Origin of the sequence: Kaistella yonginensis (genome assembly GCF_030409525.1) — a bacterium.
GTDB classification, from domain to species: domain Bacteria; phylum Bacteroidota; class Bacteroidia; order Flavobacteriales; family Weeksellaceae; genus Kaistella; species Kaistella yonginensis.
This window is the reverse complement of the sequence record NZ_JAUFQB010000010.1, coordinates 198,679-213,538: the sequence shown is the minus strand read 5'-3', so window position 1 is coordinate 213,538 and position 14,860 is coordinate 198,679. Positions and strand designations below refer to the sequence as shown.

Sequence of the window (14,860 nt, the reverse complement as noted above, 5' to 3'; positions counted from 1 at the left end):
TTAAAAATAGTAAAAAAGTTATTTCCGAAAAATTTTTTTGAGCTTTAAGGGCTCAAAATTTTTCAGAATAACTTTTCAACTTACACAGTTAGTGGGACACTACCTATTTTAGATTTTTTTAATATGCTATTTTTCGGTTATTTAATTCTACATTAAAATTCACCTTCGCACCCAAAGCATCAAAAACTTTCAAAATAGTTTCAAATCTTGCATTTTTAACGCTGTTTTCTATTTTTGAGATTTGGGCTTTTTGCACACCAACAAGTTCTCCTAATTGTTCTTGAGTCAAATTACGTTCTTGTCTTGCTTGCTTAATGGCTTGTCCCAATAAGTCTGTTCTTAATTCATTTTCAAAAGCATCTCGTCTTTCAGTTCCTTCTTTCCCAATGTGTTTATCGATCATTGTGTCCAGAGAAACCGTTTTAAATTTATTTGTTGCCATTATTTTCTATTTTTTGATTTATTTTCTAAAAATTGCTTTCTTATTTCTTCTGCCTTTTTTATTTCTTTTGATGGTGTTTTCTGGGTTTTTTTCAGAATTCCGTGTGTTGCAACAACCAACGTTTCTTTGTCTTCAGTTTTGTCCCAAAATGAAAAAAGTCGGTATGCTTTACGATTATATAAAGTCCTAAACTCCCAAATGAAGTCATTTAGTTTTTTAAAAAGTTCATTGTCATTTACAAATTGCGCTTTTTTGAGGTTGTAATATATTTTCTCTCTCGTTTTATCGTCAAGATTGTCCAAAAAATCAACTGCGTCTGGCAATATTTCAATGTCAAAGTTTCGCTTCATTCACAATTTTTATCAAAGATATAGATTTCCCGATTGGGAAACAAATAGATTTTGTTATTTCTTTTAAAGTTCTCAATTTTTAGAATTATTTTAAAAATTTTATTAAGAAAAACTATCAACCAATGACCTGCGTCATTTTAAACATCAGAACTTCTACCTAACTTTGACAATAGAAAAATTAACCTAAATAAATATCATATTATGAAATCGCCATTAAAAAGTTTACAAACAATTGAAAAATCATCGATTCCGATGGAAATACAATTATTAAGAGATAAACACTGATGAAGTTAGGCGATTGCATATGACTTTTGAAAATAATAAATAAATAGATATGAAAAATTGTAATGAAAAATGTACAAAAAAATGTACAGTATCACTTCTTGCAGGATTAACCGTTGCTGCAGTTATCGGAATCTTTTTTGCAACTTGTAAAAAATGCAAAAACGGAAAAGGTAAAAAATGCAAAACGAAAAATTCTGGAAAAAAATCTAAAAATTCTGATCTTGCAGCCACGTTGTAAATAGGAATTTCTTAAAATAAAAGACAAAAGCATTAGAGAATTTTGTGAGGTAAAATTACCCAAAAAGCACAATATTTTCTAATGCTTCTTTTTCTTCAATCATAATTCTTCTGGTACTATCAAAACTGATCAATCCTTCTTCTTTAAACTGCGTCAACATTCGGATCGCGGTTTCTGTAGCGGTTCCAATCAATCCTGCAAAATCTTCTCTCGTGATGCTGATTCCATCATTTTCTGCATTGTTCAAAATCCCTTTGTGATGAATGTCCATCAATGCTTTCGCAGTGCGTTGTCTCACCGTAGAATAGGCAACATTCATCATTTGATCTTGCATTTCTACCAAATCATTAGAAATTAAACTCACAAATTTATTCGCAACTTCTCGGTTGGAATTAATGAGCGTGATGAATGCCATTTTCGGGATTTCATACAACGTTGCATCTTCAATTACCGCCGCAGATTCTATATAAGTTCCGTTGTCGGAAAGCAAAGATAATTGACCAACAAATTGTCCAGCGTGCCATAATCCGGTGACAAATTCTTTTCCTTTTTCGGTAGATTTAAAGGTTTTTACCACGCCACTTTCTATGAAATACAAAGAATTTGCGGTATTTCCTTCGCTGAAAACGAAATCTTTTTTGTTGTATTCTAGCAATGCATAATCTTTGGACAAATGCTCCAAATCCAGATATTGAGCGGCTTCTTCCATAAAACGCGAAACGCCGTCCATCGTTTGTGAAAATTCGTGTTTCAGGAAATCGTATTTTGTTAAGCGACTTTCTATGGCATCCAACAATTCTTTTTCGGTAAATGGCTTGGTCAAATAATCGTCTGCTCCCAAATTCATCCCTTTCCGGAAATCTACTTTTTCGGTTTTTGCGGTTAGAAAAATGAAAGGAATTATGGAGGTTTCTGTGCTTTTATTCAGTTCTTCCAAAACTTGATAACCGTCTAATTCTGGCATCATAATATCGCAAATGATGAAATCTGGAAGCATTTTTCTAGCCATTTCTACACCAATTTTCCCATTTTCTGCGGTGCATAATTCGTAACCCGCCAATTCTAAAATGTCTGCGGTATTTTCTCGCACATCTTGATTGTCTTCTATTATTAAAATTTTTTTCATGATTTTTAATCCATTGGAAGTTCTACCCAAAAAGTGGTGCCTTCGTTTTCTATACTTTCAAAAGTTACGGTTCCACCCATCAAATCGGTGTATTGTTTTACGATATTCAAACCTAATCCTGTTCCTTCAATATTCGCAGCGTTTTTGGTACGGAAAAATCGATCAAATAAATATTTTTGATCATCTACAGGAATTCCTATTCCGTAATCGCTGATTTGAAGCAATACATTTTCGTTCTTTTTCCCTATTTTAAAATCGATTATTGAAGATTCCGAAGAATATTTTGAGGCATTTGACAACAAATTATTGAGGATATGATTTAATAATTTCGCATCCATATTCACAAAAATTTCTTGAAAAGAACTATTGAAATTGATGGATTGTTCCTTTTTTAAATTGATGTTATTTTCTTTGATTAATAATTTTACATAAGCAATCAAATCAAACCGTTCTTTTATTGCCGCTACTTTTCCTTCATCCAATTTGCCCAAAGACAAAAAGTCATTTAAAATAATGGTAAGATTTTGCACATTTCTTTCAATTTGCGCCAAATATTTCTCTCTTTTTTCTTTTTCGTCTGCTCCATTTCTCTTGCCAATCAAAATTGCAGAAGTAAGAATGGCGCTCAATGGTGTTCTAAATTCATGCGATGCCACCGAGATAAACCTGGATTTCAAATCATTTAATTCTTGTTCCTTTTTTAAAGCATTCTGAATACTAAACTCCACTTCTTTTTGCTTTGAAATATCATTATAAACAGCTACCACACTATTTATTTGTTGTTGAGTATCGCGTAACGGAGCGGTGTTTACGGCGAAATATCGGTCTTTATATATTACTTCAAAAGAAAGATGATCGCCTGAAAGTGTTCGGTTGATTTTCTTTACAATTCTGGCTTTTCTTTCCTCGCTAAAAAAAGTTGATTTATTCAGAATAGTTCCTTCTTTTAAAACCATATTTAAGCCCAGCTGGCTGATGGCATCTCCTTCTGCAAACAAAACTTCAGTTTCTTTATTCAGAACTAAAATAAATCCGTTGGGAAAATTTCTAGCAATTTGCGAAGAAATGTTTTTACTTGTAATCGCTTCACGTTCAGCAAGTTTTGTAATTAAAATTTGATCATTGACCAATTTTTCTAAATTCAATTGAGTTTTTCGAAGCGCTTCGTTTTCTATTTTTACATCTTCCAATTCTTCAGTAGCTGCATACCTATTTTTGAAGAAGTACACATACAACTCTGTTTCCTCGAAACTAATTTTCTTCGATTTTACTTTGAGACGAATGAAGGCACCATATTTATTGATTCCGGTAAATTCTTCTTCTGGATCAAGTTTAAAGGCAATTGTATCCTTTTTAGAAAAATTTGGAAGTTCTTCCTTAATAAGGTTTTGAATTTTTTTTTCCTTTAATTCTCCTTTTTCATATTTTAATAATTCTTCAAAAGCAGCATTGAAGAAGTGGATTTCACCAATTGAATCCACCATCAAAACAGCATCAGAACATTCTGCGAAGATTTCGTTTACGAGGAGATTTTGGTTTATCGCTGGTTTCATTTATACGGAAGGAAATTAATTTATCGTTTATTTTACAACGCTAAATTTAATCAATAAAAAATTGAAAGTTTTCATGCGATGAAAATATGGTCTGGAAAGACAAAAAAGCTCAATATGTAGAAAAATATTGAGCTTTTGTATTTAAATTAAAAATTAATTAGACTTTTTCGCTTTAATCATCGACTCCAGCATATCCCACATTTCCTGCGGAATTTCTTCGAGCATATTAAATTCTCCGGCTCCTTGTAACCATTCACCACCGTCAATCGTTACTACTTCTCCATTCATATAAGCAGAATATTCTGAAACCAAATAGGCCGCAAGATTTGCCAATTCTTGATGTTCACCGACTCTTCTCAAGGGAACTTTTTTACGCATATCGAATTTTTCAGCCAAATCTCCAGGTAAAAGTCTTTCCCACGCTCCTTTTGTAGGAAATGGGCCCGGTGCAATTGCGTTGAAACGAATATTGTATTTCGCCCATTCTACCGCTAAACTTCGCGTCATTGCAAGAACGCCAGCTTTCGCGCAAGCAGACGGAACAACATAGGCAGAACCAGTCCATGCATAAGTAGTCACTATATTCAGAACCGTTCCGGGAACTTTATTATCAATCCAATATTTTCCGATGGAAAGCGTGCAATTTTTTGTTCCTTTTAAAACAATATCTAAAATAGAATCAAATGCGGAATGCGTCAATCTTTCGGTGGGTGAGATAAAATTGCCGGCAGCATTGTTTAAAAGAATATCGATTTGTCCGAATTCTTTTACCGCCGCATCTTTCATTGCCTCTACTTCTTCCCAGTTTCTTACATCACACGCAACGCACAAAACTTTTCCTCCTGTTTCCTCTTCAAGTTCTTTTGCTGTTTGCTGCAGTTTTTCCAGATTTCGCGAAGTAATGACCACTTTAGCTCCTAACTGGAGAAAATATTTGGTCATGGCTTTTCCGAGTCCACTCCCACCGCCAGTCACAACGGCTACTTTATTTTTTAATGCATCTTCTTTGAGCATCGGTTGCATGTACATGTTCATTTTTTAATCTTTTTGTAAATTTAAGTGAAATAGCTGGATGAAAGTTACGAAAAGTTATGCTTGGAATAAAAATAAGAGAAGGCGCGAGCGAAGCGAGCGCCAATAATTCTGCATATCAAATGTAGACAGGATTTAAGGTTAATAGCGATCTTCGTTACTCTTTATTACGGTCAAAAAGTAAACGCTCGCCACGTTTCTCAGTTGAAAAATTTCCATTTTCAAAAGCGAGAAATCCATTTACAAAAGTATGCGTGATTTTCGAATGAAATACTGTTCCTTCCAGCGGACTCCAACCACACTTGTACAAAATATTAGCCTTGGAAACCGTGTAACTCTCATTTAAATCAACCAAGACCAAATCAGCTTTATACCCTTCTTTGATGAATCCACGCTTTTCAATTTGAAAAAGAATCGCAGGATTATGACACATTTTTTCCACAATTTTTTCTAAAGAAATTTTATTATTCCTAAAGCTTTCGAGCATCACATTCAAAGAGTGTTGAACCAAGGGACCGCCAGATGGCGCTTGCAAATATTTCTGTGATTTCTCCGCTAAAGTATGTGGTGCGTGATCGGTAGCAATCACATCAATCCGGTTATCTAAAACTGCTTTCCAAAGACCATCTTTATCTTTTTGCGTTTTTACCGCAGGATTCCATTTAATGAAATTGCCTTTGAATTCATAATCGTCATTGGTAAAAGTGAGATGATGAACACAAACCTCAGCGGTGATTTTTTTATCCTTTAAAGGAATGTCGTTCCTAAATAGTTCCGTTTCTTTCGCTGTAGAAATATGGAAAATATGCAATCTCGCTCCAGTTTTTTCAGCAAGTTCAACTGCTTTTGAGGAAGAAATAAAACAAGCTTCCTCACTTCTGATTAGATGATGTAGATCCACCGGAATATCATCACCATACTTTTCTTTTGCTAATTCGGTGTTTTTTCTAATGGTCGCCTCGTCTTCACAATGTACTGCAATAAGCATTTTTGTACTGCTAAAAATCTTTTCTAAAGTTTCGGGATCGTCTACCAACATATTCCCCGTAGATGAACCTAAAAACAATTTGATCCCTGCCACATTTCTTGGATTGGTTTTCAAAACCTCTTCCAAATTATCATTTGTACCGCCCATCATAAAGGAATAATTAGCAAATGATTTCTCGGCGGCAATGCTATACTTCTCTTCCAACAATTCCTGGGTTACCGCATTCGGAACGGTGTTGGGTTGCTCCATGAAACTTGTTACTCCGCCTGCAACTGCTGCCTTGGATTCAGTTTCGATATCGCCTTTCCAGGTTAGACCCGGTTCACGAAAATGCACCTGATCGTCGATAATTCCAGGGAGAAGATGTTTCCCAGAAGCATCGATAATTTGATCTACATCTTCCTCAGAAATATTTTTTTCAATTTTAGAAATCACATCATTTTCGATGAGTAAATCACTTTCAAAAATTTGATTTTCATTAATGATGGTTGCATTTTTTATTAGTATTTTCATTTAGAAAGAGATTGAGAATTGATAGACAATAGCTTGTGGTAGCGTTTTTTTTATATAGAAACCATTTAGACAAATTTAAACAAAAATTTCACCATTTTATAATCACCTATCTCAAATCTAAATATTTATCTTTGTGAAAATTTCTACACTTTGTATAAAAAATTATTGGGGCAAACGGCTATTTACGGATTAAGTACGGTGGTCATTCGGTTATTCCCTTTTATAATAAGTCCGTTTGTTACCAACGCCTTCGGGCCAGAATCACTGGCTCCGTTTATCGACTTTTATTCGGTTGCCGGTATTATCATCGTTTTACTTTCACACGGAATGGAAACCACCTTTTTCCGCTTTGCAGAAAAGGAAGAAAACAGCGGAAAATTAATTTCAACGGCGACGTTAAGCGTTTTAGCGGCGTCTATTTTGTTCATGATTTTTAGTTTTATTTTTCGACAAGATTTAGCCATTGCGTTCAAAACTCCCAATGAAATCAACCTTCTCACGATGATGCTTTTTGTTTTAGGGCTAGATGGGCTTTCAACAATGCCTTTTGTTATTTTAAGAAAAACAGGAAGGCCGAAAAAATTTGCGATTATCAAAATCATTAATGGAATTATTAATTTTCTTTTAGTTTTATTTTTCATCGTGATTTTACCACGATTAGGAGGCCGTGGATTTTTGAGCCTTGAATACAATAAAGAGTTTGGAATCGGATACGTCTTTGTAGCAAACTTGGTTGCCAGTGCAGTAACATTTATATTGCTAGCTGAAGAAATAAAATCAGTGAGAATTTCTTCTTTCGACTGGAATCTCTGGAAAAAAATGATGGCATATTCTTGGCCAATTACGATTGCTGGGCTTGCTGGAGTCATTAATGAAACCATGGATCGACAATTTCTTAAATACCTTCTTCCTGAGGGAACAAATATGCGACAAATGGCAATTTATGGGGCAGTTTGCAAGATTGTCACCTTCCTTACTCTTTTCCGACAAGCCTATCTTTTAGGAATTGAACCCTTCTTTTTTTCGCATGCTAAAAACGAAAATTCTGGTCAATCTTATGCGAAATTGATGGACATGTTCGTCATTGTGAATTGTATTATTTTATTAGCTTTATGTGTTAATTTAAATTGGTTGGCCGAACTTTATCTCTCAAACCCAGCTTACAACGAAGGTATTCCGATTGTCCCGATTGTTTTAATCGCAGCCGTTTTTTTGGGAATTTATTTGAATATGTCGGTTTGGTATAAACTTTCTGATAAAACCATTTTCGGCGCGTATATCTCAGTTCTCGGAGCTGCCGTAACCATTGCAGTTAATATTTATTTTATTCCAACTTATGGATATTGGGCATCGACTTGGGGAACTTTTTTAAGCTATTTCTCAATGATGACCGTCTCCTATTTCTTGGGGCAATATTTTTATCCGGTTCCTTATCACATGAAGAAAATTATTGGTTATTTGAGTTTAAGCATTCTGTTTTCGGTCGTTTCCTACTACGTGCTTGATGGTAATTTACTCGTTGGAAACTCATTATTATTACTATTTTTAGCCATTGTTATTTACTTTGAAAAAGATACTTTAAGAAAAATAAGAAAAGCCTGACATGAACATTAAAATTATCAACAAATCACAACATCCGTTACCAAAATACCAAACCGAACTTTCGGCGGGAATGGACTTGTATGCAAATTTGGAAGAAAGCATCACTTTAAAATCTTTAGAAAGAAAATTAATTCCGACTGGATTATTTTTAGAGCTTTCAGAAGGTTTTGAAGCACAAATTCGACCAAGAAGTGGACTTGCTATAAAAAACGGAATTACCGTTTTAAATGCACCCGGAACCATCGATGCAGATTACCGTGGCGAAATTGGGGTAATTTTAGTAAATTTGTCCTCCGAGAATTTTGTCATTAAAAACGGCGATCGAATTGCACAAATGGTGATTGCAAAATATGAAAAAGCAGATTGGCAAAAAGTGAGTTCTCTCAATGAAACAGATCGTGGTGAAGGCGGTTTCGGAAGTACTTCTAAAAAATAAACAGAAATAATTTGGTGAATTTTCACCAAGAAAAATTGTAGAAAAACTATGAAAATTATTGTTCCCATGGCCGGTCGCGGCTCTAGATTAAGACCACATACTTTAACCGTTCCAAAACCACTAATTCCGATTGCAGGAAAGCCAATTGTACAACGCCTCGTGGAAGATATTACCAAAGTTGCAGGCGAGAAAATCGACGAGATTGCTTTTATCATCGGGGATTTCGGCTCAGAAGTAGAAGCTTCCTTAATTCAGATTGCAGAAAGTTTAGGTGCGAAAGGAACCGTTTACACCCAAGATGAACCACTTGGAACTGCACATGCGATTAAATGCGCAGAACAGTCGATGCAGGGAAATGTGGTGGTGGCTTTTGCTGATACCTTATTTAAGGCAGATTTTTTATTAGATAAAAATTCAGATGGTGTGATTTGGGTAAAAAAAGTAGAAGACCCTTCTGCATTTGGTGTGGTAAAATTAGATGATTACGGCTTCATTACCGATTTCGTAGAAAAACCAACCACATTCGTTTCAGATTTGGCCATTATTGGAATCTACTATTTCAATTCTGCCGAAAAATTGATGGATGAAATCAATTACATCATGCAGAATGATATTAAATCAGGTGGAGAATATCAATTAACGACTGCTTTAGAAAATCTTCGTCAGAAAGGCGCAAAATTCTCCCTCGGAAAAGTTGATGATTGGATGGATTGCGGAAATAAAAATGCGACCGTAGATACGAACGGAAAAGTTTTGGAATACGAACGAGAAAATGTTTCCCAATTCCCTGCATCGGCAAAAATTGAAAATTGCATGATTATACCACCGTGTTTTATTGGCGAAAATGTTGAAATATCAAATTCAAAAATCGGACCCAGAGTATCCATTGGAAACAACACAAAAATCATCAATTCTAATATCGATAATTCCTTAATCCAGGAAAATACAACCATTAACCACGGAAACTTAAGCAACTCAATGATTGGGAATTCCGCACAATATTATGGTGTTGCCCGCGAAATCTCGTTAGGTGATTTTTCTGTTTTAGATTTTCTTTCTAAAGATGCAAATCATTAAACTGCAATAGTAAAAATTCTAAATACCACACAAAACAATTGGTGGGGTTTGGCGTTAATATTGTAAACTTTTCTATAAAGTTTAAACAAGAAGCACATGAAAAATTATATTTTGGTACCGGTTTTAATGATAATGTTGATTTCTTGTAAATCAAAAACAGCGATTGAAAACCCAATCAGTACCAATACTCCGGTAGCCTCAACCGCAGTTTTTTTTAATGCCATTAACAAAGAAGCAGATTTTCAGCACCTAAAAATCAATTCAAAAATCACAGCTGAAACCGGTAAATTTATTCCACCTCTGGATGCAACAATCTATATTGAAAAAAACCAAAAAGTCTGGATCAATATGACCGCCATATTTTTAAACGTTGGACGAGGAATTGCAACCCCAGAAGGAATCAAAGGGTATGAAAAATTAAACAAAACCTATATTGAATCTGATTTTACGTACCTAAATTCACTACTAAATGTTGATTTTATCGATTTTAATGCCTTTCAAAATTTGCTCTTAGGAAAAACATTTATTCCTGTCAACAACAAAGATTTCAAACTTACTAAAAATGCACAAGGTTATGTTTTAACTTCGGTGAAAAATTTGAGTTTTCAGAGCAATGGAGACGTTTCAGAATATTCTGCAACACTTTCCTATAATGACCAAATGGATTTGGAAAATGTAGCATTAAAAAAAATAGATGCACCTGATGAACTGGAAGTTTCCTATGCAAACTGGGAAAAATTCGAAAATACGGCCCTACCAAAAAATGTTAAAATAATGATAAAAGGGTCAAAAAACAGCCAAATTATACTGGAAAACACGAAATTTGACAGTTCTAAAATGGAAGCACCTTACACTGTTCCCAATAATTATACGAAAACTGAAATTAAATGATTAAACGATTTAGCTTTTTAATAGGGATTTTTCTATTCAGCTTTTTTTCTGCGCAGAAAAAGGAACAACTACAAAAGCAGAATGCGGAACTGAAAAAACAAATTTCGGCAATCAATACAAATTTGGCAAAAACCCAACAGCAGTCTAAACTGTCTGTTGCTTACCTCAATGAAGTTGAAAAGAAAATTGTCCTTCGCGAGAAAGTTTATAATAACACTCAAAAAGAAAAGCGGTTTATAGAAGATGAAATCTATTTGCGACAATTGGAAATTAATCGTCAAAATAGAGAGCTTGCGGTTTTGCGAAAAAATTACGCAGAAGTATTAGTAAAAGCTTATAAAAATAAAGGATCACAGAATAAAGTAACCTTCATTTTATCCGCAAAAAATTTGGGCGAAGCGCTCAGAAGAATTCAATATTTAAAGGATTACTCCAATTATCAAGATAAAAAAGCGGCAGAAATTTCAACAGCTGCGAAAGTTCTTCAAGAAAATATTTCTTTAAAGCAGAAATCGGTAAAGGATAAAGAAATGATTCTCTCTAATCAACAAAAAGATCTCTTGACCATTGAAGCAGAGAAGAAAACAAAGCAAATGCTTTTAGAAGAATTTAAGAAAAATGAAGTTCAACTTACAGGAGAACTTAAACAAAAACAAGCAGAATCTAAAAAATTAGAAGGTCAGATTCGATCGATTATTGCAGAGGAAATTAGACTTGCCAAAGCAAAAGACGAGGAAAGGAAAAAAGAAGAAGCCGAGAAAATTCGCTTGGCAAAAATAGCAGCAGATAAAGAAAAGGCAAAAATTGAAGCAGAAAACAAAGCACGAATTGAAGCCTTGACTTTAGAAAAAAAGAAGGCTGATGATGAAGCCAGAAGACTAAAAGAAATATCTGACCGAAAAGCAGCGGAAGAGACTGAGAAAGCTAAACTAGCAGCAACCGCAGACGCAAAAAAGACAGAAGATTCTAAAAAAGCAGCGGAAGCTGAAAAAGCGGAAGCGCGAAGAATCGCAGCAGCAAAAGACGCAGCAATAGCAGCATCCAATGCTAAAGCAGCTGCTGATCGAGCCGCCGAAGCCAAAGCCGCCGAAGCGACAATGGTGAAGAAAAATAACGACGAAAAGAAAGCAGCAGAAACCAAAGCAATGACGAATTTTGGCGTCTCGACTGCCGTGGGCAACAATTTTGCGGCAAACCGTGGAAAAATGGGCATGCCCGCTTACGGTACAATAACCCACAGATTTGGACGACAGCCTCACCCTGTTTTCAAAAACATTGTGGAAGAAAATAACGGCGTAAAAATTGCTGTTCCTAAAGGTACGGTTGCAAAATGTATAGCGCCTGGAACAGTTTCTCGTGTAATCGCATCGGCAGATGGTTCTAAAACTGTGATTGTAAAACATGGAGATTATTTCACCATCTATGCAAATCTTTCCAGCACAATGGTTTCCGCTAATCAGCAAGTTTCAGCAGGAACCTCAATGGGTGTAATTGGAGCAGATTTCGATGGCAGTTATACTTTGGATTTTCAGATTTGGAATGGCAGTAATCCCGTCGATCCACTAGGTTGGGTGAATTAAAAAAATAATATAACTTTGTATAAAATTTAGAAGATGAATACACTTACAATACTCGCTCTATCTTGGCAACATTTATTAATCGTTGGAATCATTATTTTGGTATTCTTCGGTGGTAGAAAAATTCCGGAAATGATGAGAGGTCTAGGCTCTGGAATTAAAGAATTTAAAGATGCTGTGAAGGAAGATGACCCGAAAAGACCCGAAGAGCCTAAAAGCGATTCTAACTCTACTACTCCTTAAAAAAGACTGCGATGAATTTTACTGAAACAGCCTGGATGGTTTTTAACCAGTCAATTGATGCGTATCACATTAATGATAATGTTGAAACCCAGGTAAAGAATCCATATCCATCCGATAGTTTGGAACATCTTTTGTATGCTAAGAACTGGATTGACACCGTTCAATGGCACTTGGAAGACATTATTCGTGATGAAAACATTGACCCAATTGAAGCTTTAAGATTGAAAAGAACAATAGATGCTTCTAATCAGAAAAGAACTGATTTGGTGGAATTTATAGACAGTTGGTTTCTGCAAAAATACAAGGATGTTTCGCCCAATAAGGATGCAAAGATTAATTCGGAAACGCCTGCGTGGGCTGTAGACCGCTTATCGATTTTGGCATTGAAAGTCTATCATATGACACTTGAAGCTCACCGAGAGTCGGCAAGTGATGAACACAGAAAAAATTGTTCCGCAAAGTTAGATACTTTGTTGGAGCAGCAAAAAGATCTTTCTGAAGCAATTGATCAATTGCTTTTTGGTATAGAGAACGGTGAAATTAAGATGAAGGTATATAAACAAATGAAAATGTACAATGATGAAAGTCTTAATCCGATCCTATATCAAAATGTGAAAAATGCGTAAACTGAACTTCGGCTCCCTTCTATTCCTACTCATCTTATCTTGTTCTGTTGAGAAAATAAATCTTTCTCCCATTGCAGAATTGAGTAACAGTAGTGAAAAGGATAGCTATAGTAACAGAAAGAATTTAATCGTTTATTCCTCAGAAATTTCAAATTTAATTACCTCCTTTCCAAAATTTAGAAATGATGCCGTAAATCTGGAAGTAACCAATCTCAAATATCATCTCAAGGATTATATTGGTGCAATGGATGCTTACAATATTAATGGTCTTAATAATGCACAAAGAAATTTTGAAAAATCTTACAAAAAACTTCAGAAGCTTCGCAAGTATTTGAATGATGACGAAGATCAAGTGCTTAATAGATACTTGGTGAGAATTAAAACCAATATCACTTTTCTTGAAAGCAACATTTCAAAAGATTCCTTAGCAAAGCCCTCCAAATAGCAAATTATTACATGTTAAAAATTCAAGCAGAATCAAACGTTCCGACCAAATACGGAGAGTTTCGCATGATTGCATTTTCTGAATCCGAAAGTGATTGGATGCCTCATATGGCAATCATTGCTAAAGACACTGATTTTTCACAACCTATTAATGTGCGATTTCATTCAGAATGTATTACCGGGGAGGTATTTCATTCCCAAAAATGTGAATGTGGTCAGCAATTAGACGCAGCAATGAATTTCATCCACGAAAACGGCGGAATTATCGTTTACTTACGACAGGAAGGAAGAAATATTGGAATCATCAATAAATTAAAAGCGTACGCCTTACAAGAAAAAGGTTTTGATACTGTGGAAGCCAATCTGAAATTAGGACTTCCCGCTGATGACCGAAACTTTGATGTAGCAATCGAAATTTTAAATATTCTGAATGTTCTGTCCGTTAATCTCTTAACCAATAATCCACAGAAATTACAATTTGTAACAGAAAGTAACATTCGTCTGAACAAAAGAATTCCTTTGCAAATGGACTCTACAAAGGAAAGTGAAGGTTATTTAAAAACTAAAAAAGACTATTTCGGTCATCTGCTGGATGACGAAAACACCTTACACTAATTCATCTTAATCGCTGTTTCTAGAGCCAGCTCAATCATTGGCGCTAAAGCTGTTTCACGCTGATCCGCAGAAATTTGATCTCCTGTAGGAATCACATCTGAAACGGTAAGAATTGTAGCGGCATTTTTTCCTAAATACTGGGCATTTGCAAAAAGAGCAAAAGCTTCCATTTCTACAGCTGAGCAATTGTATTTTTTGGCAATTGCAGGAATACCAGGGGTTTTTCGATAGAAAATATCACTGGTATGAATATTCGTTGCACGTACATCTAAAGACATTTCATTTGCACAATCATTGATTAATCCGAACGCTTTTCCTTGATGTGAAAGCAAATCTTGCTCAATTTCCCAGGCAAACTTAGCGTAGGTTGATTCGCTTGCCGCATACTCCACATTCAATAAATCATACACTTTTAAATCGGTTGAATAGGCACCACAAGTTCCAATTCTAATGATAGTGTCTACCTCAAATTCGGTAAAAAGCTCGTAAGAATAAATTCCAATACTGGGAATTCCCATTCCACTGGCTCCCACAGAAACCTCTTTGCCTTCATAAAGTCCGGTAAAATACAATACATTTCTGGTTTTACTTACAAGCTTAACCTCTGTTAAAAAATTATCTGCAATGTATTTTGCCCTTAATGGGTCACCAGGTTGTAAAACAGTTTTCGCAATTTCTCCTTTTTTTGCTGCAATATGAACACTCATTATTTTATATTTTTAATTAATTATTCAATTTATAAAGTTACTAAAATATGATTGACTAAAAAACTTAAACTCTCAACTAAAACCTGATAAAAAACAGAATAACCATCGCAAAAGC

At 35.0% G+C, this 14,860-nt stretch carries 17 protein-coding genes; 10 read left to right on the top strand and 7 right to left on the bottom strand.

Annotation, left to right across the window (positions count from 1 at the left end; all coding sequences use genetic code 11):
* Window positions 1–118 precede the first annotated feature (118 nt).
* Window positions 119–442 carry a helix-turn-helix domain-containing protein gene (locus QWY78_RS04435; protein WP_290216993.1) on the bottom strand — a complete coding sequence of 108 codons (324 nt, stop codon included), beginning with the start codon at window positions 440–442 and terminating at the stop codon, window positions 119–121.
* The gene (locus QWY78_RS04430) at window positions 442–792 is read right to left on the bottom strand and encodes a type II toxin-antitoxin system RelE/ParE family toxin (RefSeq protein ID WP_290216992.1); all 351 of its coding nucleotides are present in this window, start codon (window positions 790–792) and stop codon (window positions 442–444) included. Before QWY78_RS04430 ends, QWY78_RS04435 begins: the two co-directional genes overlap by 1 nt.
* 334 nt (window positions 793–1,126) lie before the next feature.
* Here QWY78_RS04430 and QWY78_RS04425 point away from each other — a divergent pair, with 334 nt between their 5' ends.
* Window positions 1,127–1,315 (top strand): hypothetical protein, encoded by a 189-nt coding sequence (locus tag QWY78_RS04425; protein WP_290216989.1) that lies wholly within the window; start codon window positions 1,127–1,129, stop codon window positions 1,313–1,315.
* 55 nt (window positions 1,316–1,370) lie between these two features.
* Here the strand turns inward: QWY78_RS04425 and QWY78_RS04420 are convergent, their stop codons facing one another.
* The 4 genes from QWY78_RS04420 to QWY78_RS04405 form a co-directional block, all read right to left on the bottom strand.
* Window positions 1,371–2,441 (bottom strand): response regulator, encoded by a 1,071-nt coding sequence (locus tag QWY78_RS04420; RefSeq protein ID WP_290216987.1) that lies wholly within the window; start codon window positions 2,439–2,441, stop codon window positions 1,371–1,373.
* A 5-nt stretch (window positions 2,442–2,446) separates the two neighbouring features.
* The gene (locus tag QWY78_RS04415) at window positions 2,447–3,994 is read right to left on the bottom strand and encodes a sensor histidine kinase (protein WP_290216985.1); all 1,548 of its coding nucleotides are present in this window, start codon (window positions 3,992–3,994) and stop codon (window positions 2,447–2,449) included.
* Window positions 3,995–4,147: 153 nt separating this feature from the next.
* Complete coding sequence (locus QWY78_RS04410; RefSeq protein ID WP_290216984.1) at window positions 4,148–5,029, bottom strand: SDR family oxidoreductase; 882 nt, start codon at window positions 5,027–5,029, stop codon at window positions 4,148–4,150.
* Window positions 5,030–5,183: 154 nt separating this feature from the next.
* Complete coding sequence (locus QWY78_RS04405; protein WP_290216981.1) at window positions 5,184–6,527, bottom strand: dihydroorotase; 1,344 nt, start codon at window positions 6,525–6,527, stop codon at window positions 5,184–5,186.
* 150 nt (window positions 6,528–6,677) lie between these two features.
* Between QWY78_RS04405 and QWY78_RS04400 the strand changes: the two genes are divergently transcribed.
* The 9 genes from QWY78_RS04400 to ribA all read left to right on the top strand — a co-directional run bounded on the left by QWY78_RS04400 (window position 6,678) and on the right by ribA (window position 14,038).
* Window positions 6,678–8,129: a lipopolysaccharide biosynthesis protein gene (locus tag QWY78_RS04400; RefSeq protein WP_290216979.1), complete on the top strand. Its 1,452-nt coding sequence runs from the start codon at window positions 6,678–6,680 to the stop codon at window positions 8,127–8,129.
* A 1-nt stretch (window position 8,130) separates the two neighbouring features.
* Complete coding sequence (dut, locus tag QWY78_RS04395; protein ID WP_290216977.1) at window positions 8,131–8,565, top strand: dUTP diphosphatase; 435 nt, start codon at window positions 8,131–8,133, stop codon at window positions 8,563–8,565.
* A 48-nt stretch (window positions 8,566–8,613) separates the two neighbouring features.
* Window positions 8,614–9,642: a sugar phosphate nucleotidyltransferase gene (locus QWY78_RS04390; RefSeq protein ID WP_290216975.1), complete on the top strand. Its 1,029-nt coding sequence runs from the start codon at window positions 8,614–8,616 to the stop codon at window positions 9,640–9,642.
* 96 nt (window positions 9,643–9,738) lie between these two features.
* Window positions 9,739–10,533 (top strand): lipoprotein insertase outer membrane protein LolB1, encoded by a 795-nt coding sequence (gene lolB1, locus QWY78_RS04385; RefSeq protein ID WP_290216973.1) that lies wholly within the window; start codon window positions 9,739–9,741, stop codon window positions 10,531–10,533.
* Complete coding sequence (locus QWY78_RS04380) at window positions 10,530–12,113, top strand: murein hydrolase activator EnvC family protein (RefSeq protein ID WP_290216971.1); 1,584 nt, start codon at window positions 10,530–10,532, stop codon at window positions 12,111–12,113. The genes lolB1 and QWY78_RS04380 overlap by 4 nt, the downstream gene beginning before the upstream one ends.
* 33 nt (window positions 12,114–12,146) lie before the next feature.
* Window positions 12,147–12,353, top strand: coding sequence for a Sec-independent protein translocase subunit TatA/TatB (locus QWY78_RS04375; RefSeq protein WP_290216969.1), 207 nt, complete (start codon window positions 12,147–12,149; stop codon window positions 12,351–12,353).
* A gap of 11 nt (window positions 12,354–12,364) precedes the next feature.
* On the top strand, window positions 12,365–12,979 hold the full coding sequence (locus QWY78_RS04370; RefSeq protein ID WP_290216967.1) for a DUF4254 domain-containing protein: 615 nt from the start codon (window positions 12,365–12,367) through the stop codon (window positions 12,977–12,979).
* Window positions 12,972–13,424 (top strand): hypothetical protein, encoded by a 453-nt coding sequence (locus QWY78_RS04365; RefSeq protein WP_290216965.1) that lies wholly within the window; start codon window positions 12,972–12,974, stop codon window positions 13,422–13,424. Before QWY78_RS04370 ends, QWY78_RS04365 begins: the two co-directional genes overlap by 8 nt.
* An 11-nt stretch (window positions 13,425–13,435) precedes the next feature.
* Window positions 13,436–14,038 (top strand): GTP cyclohydrolase II, encoded by a 603-nt coding sequence (gene ribA, locus QWY78_RS04360; RefSeq protein WP_290216963.1) that lies wholly within the window; start codon window positions 13,436–13,438, stop codon window positions 14,036–14,038.
* Here the strand turns inward: ribA and deoD are convergent.
* Window positions 14,035–14,745 carry a purine-nucleoside phosphorylase gene (gene deoD / locus QWY78_RS04355; RefSeq protein WP_290216962.1) on the bottom strand — a complete coding sequence of 237 codons (711 nt, stop codon included), beginning with the start codon at window positions 14,743–14,745 and terminating at the stop codon, window positions 14,035–14,037. The two genes, ribA and deoD, sit on opposite strands and share 4 nt — an antisense overlap.
* Between the last annotated feature and the right edge of the window lie 115 nt (window positions 14,746–14,860).

What these genes read in the sequence shown, in the direction of transcription:
- lolB1 (WP_290216973.1), top strand. Translation starts at nt 9,739, where the DNA reads ATGAAAAATTATATTTTGGTACCGGTTTTAATGATAATGTTGATTTCT.
- QWY78_RS04380 (WP_290216971.1), top strand. Translation starts at nt 10,530, where the DNA reads ATGATTAAACGATTTAGCTTTTTAATAGGGATTTTTCTATTCAGCTTT.
- dut (WP_290216977.1), top strand. Translation starts at nt 8,131, where the DNA reads ATGAACATTAAAATTATCAACAAATCACAACATCCGTTACCAAAATAC.
- QWY78_RS04415 (WP_290216985.1), bottom strand. Translation starts at nt 3,994, where the DNA reads ATGAAACCAGCGATAAACCAAAATCTCCTCGTAAACGAAATCTTCGCA.
- QWY78_RS04410 (WP_290216984.1), bottom strand. Translation starts at nt 5,029, where the DNA reads ATGAACATGTACATGCAACCGATGCTCAAAGAAGATGCATTAAAAAAT.
- QWY78_RS04370 (WP_290216967.1), top strand. Translation starts at nt 12,365, where the DNA reads ATGAATTTTACTGAAACAGCCTGGATGGTTTTTAACCAGTCAATTGAT.
- QWY78_RS04405 (WP_290216981.1), bottom strand. Translation starts at nt 6,527, where the DNA reads ATGAAAATACTAATAAAAAATGCAACCATCATTAATGAAAATCAAATT.
- QWY78_RS04365 (WP_290216965.1), top strand. Translation starts at nt 12,972, where the DNA reads ATGCGTAAACTGAACTTCGGCTCCCTTCTATTCCTACTCATCTTATCT.
- deoD (WP_290216962.1), bottom strand. Translation starts at nt 14,745, where the DNA reads ATGAGTGTTCATATTGCAGCAAAAAAAGGAGAAATTGCGAAAACTGTT.
- QWY78_RS04435 (WP_290216993.1), bottom strand. Translation starts at nt 442, where the DNA reads ATGGCAACAAATAAATTTAAAACGGTTTCTCTGGACACAATGATCGAT.
- ribA (WP_290216963.1), top strand. Translation starts at nt 13,436, where the DNA reads ATGTTAAAAATTCAAGCAGAATCAAACGTTCCGACCAAATACGGAGAG.
- QWY78_RS04420 (WP_290216987.1), bottom strand. Translation starts at nt 2,441, where the DNA reads ATGAAAAAAATTTTAATAATAGAAGACAATCAAGATGTGCGAGAAAAT.
- QWY78_RS04430 (WP_290216992.1), bottom strand. Translation starts at nt 792, where the DNA reads ATGAAGCGAAACTTTGACATTGAAATATTGCCAGACGCAGTTGATTTT.
- QWY78_RS04375 (WP_290216969.1), top strand. Translation starts at nt 12,147, where the DNA reads ATGAATACACTTACAATACTCGCTCTATCTTGGCAACATTTATTAATC.
- QWY78_RS04390 (WP_290216975.1), top strand. Translation starts at nt 8,614, where the DNA reads ATGAAAATTATTGTTCCCATGGCCGGTCGCGGCTCTAGATTAAGACCA.
- QWY78_RS04425 (WP_290216989.1), top strand. Translation starts at nt 1,127, where the DNA reads ATGAAAAATTGTAATGAAAAATGTACAAAAAAATGTACAGTATCACTT.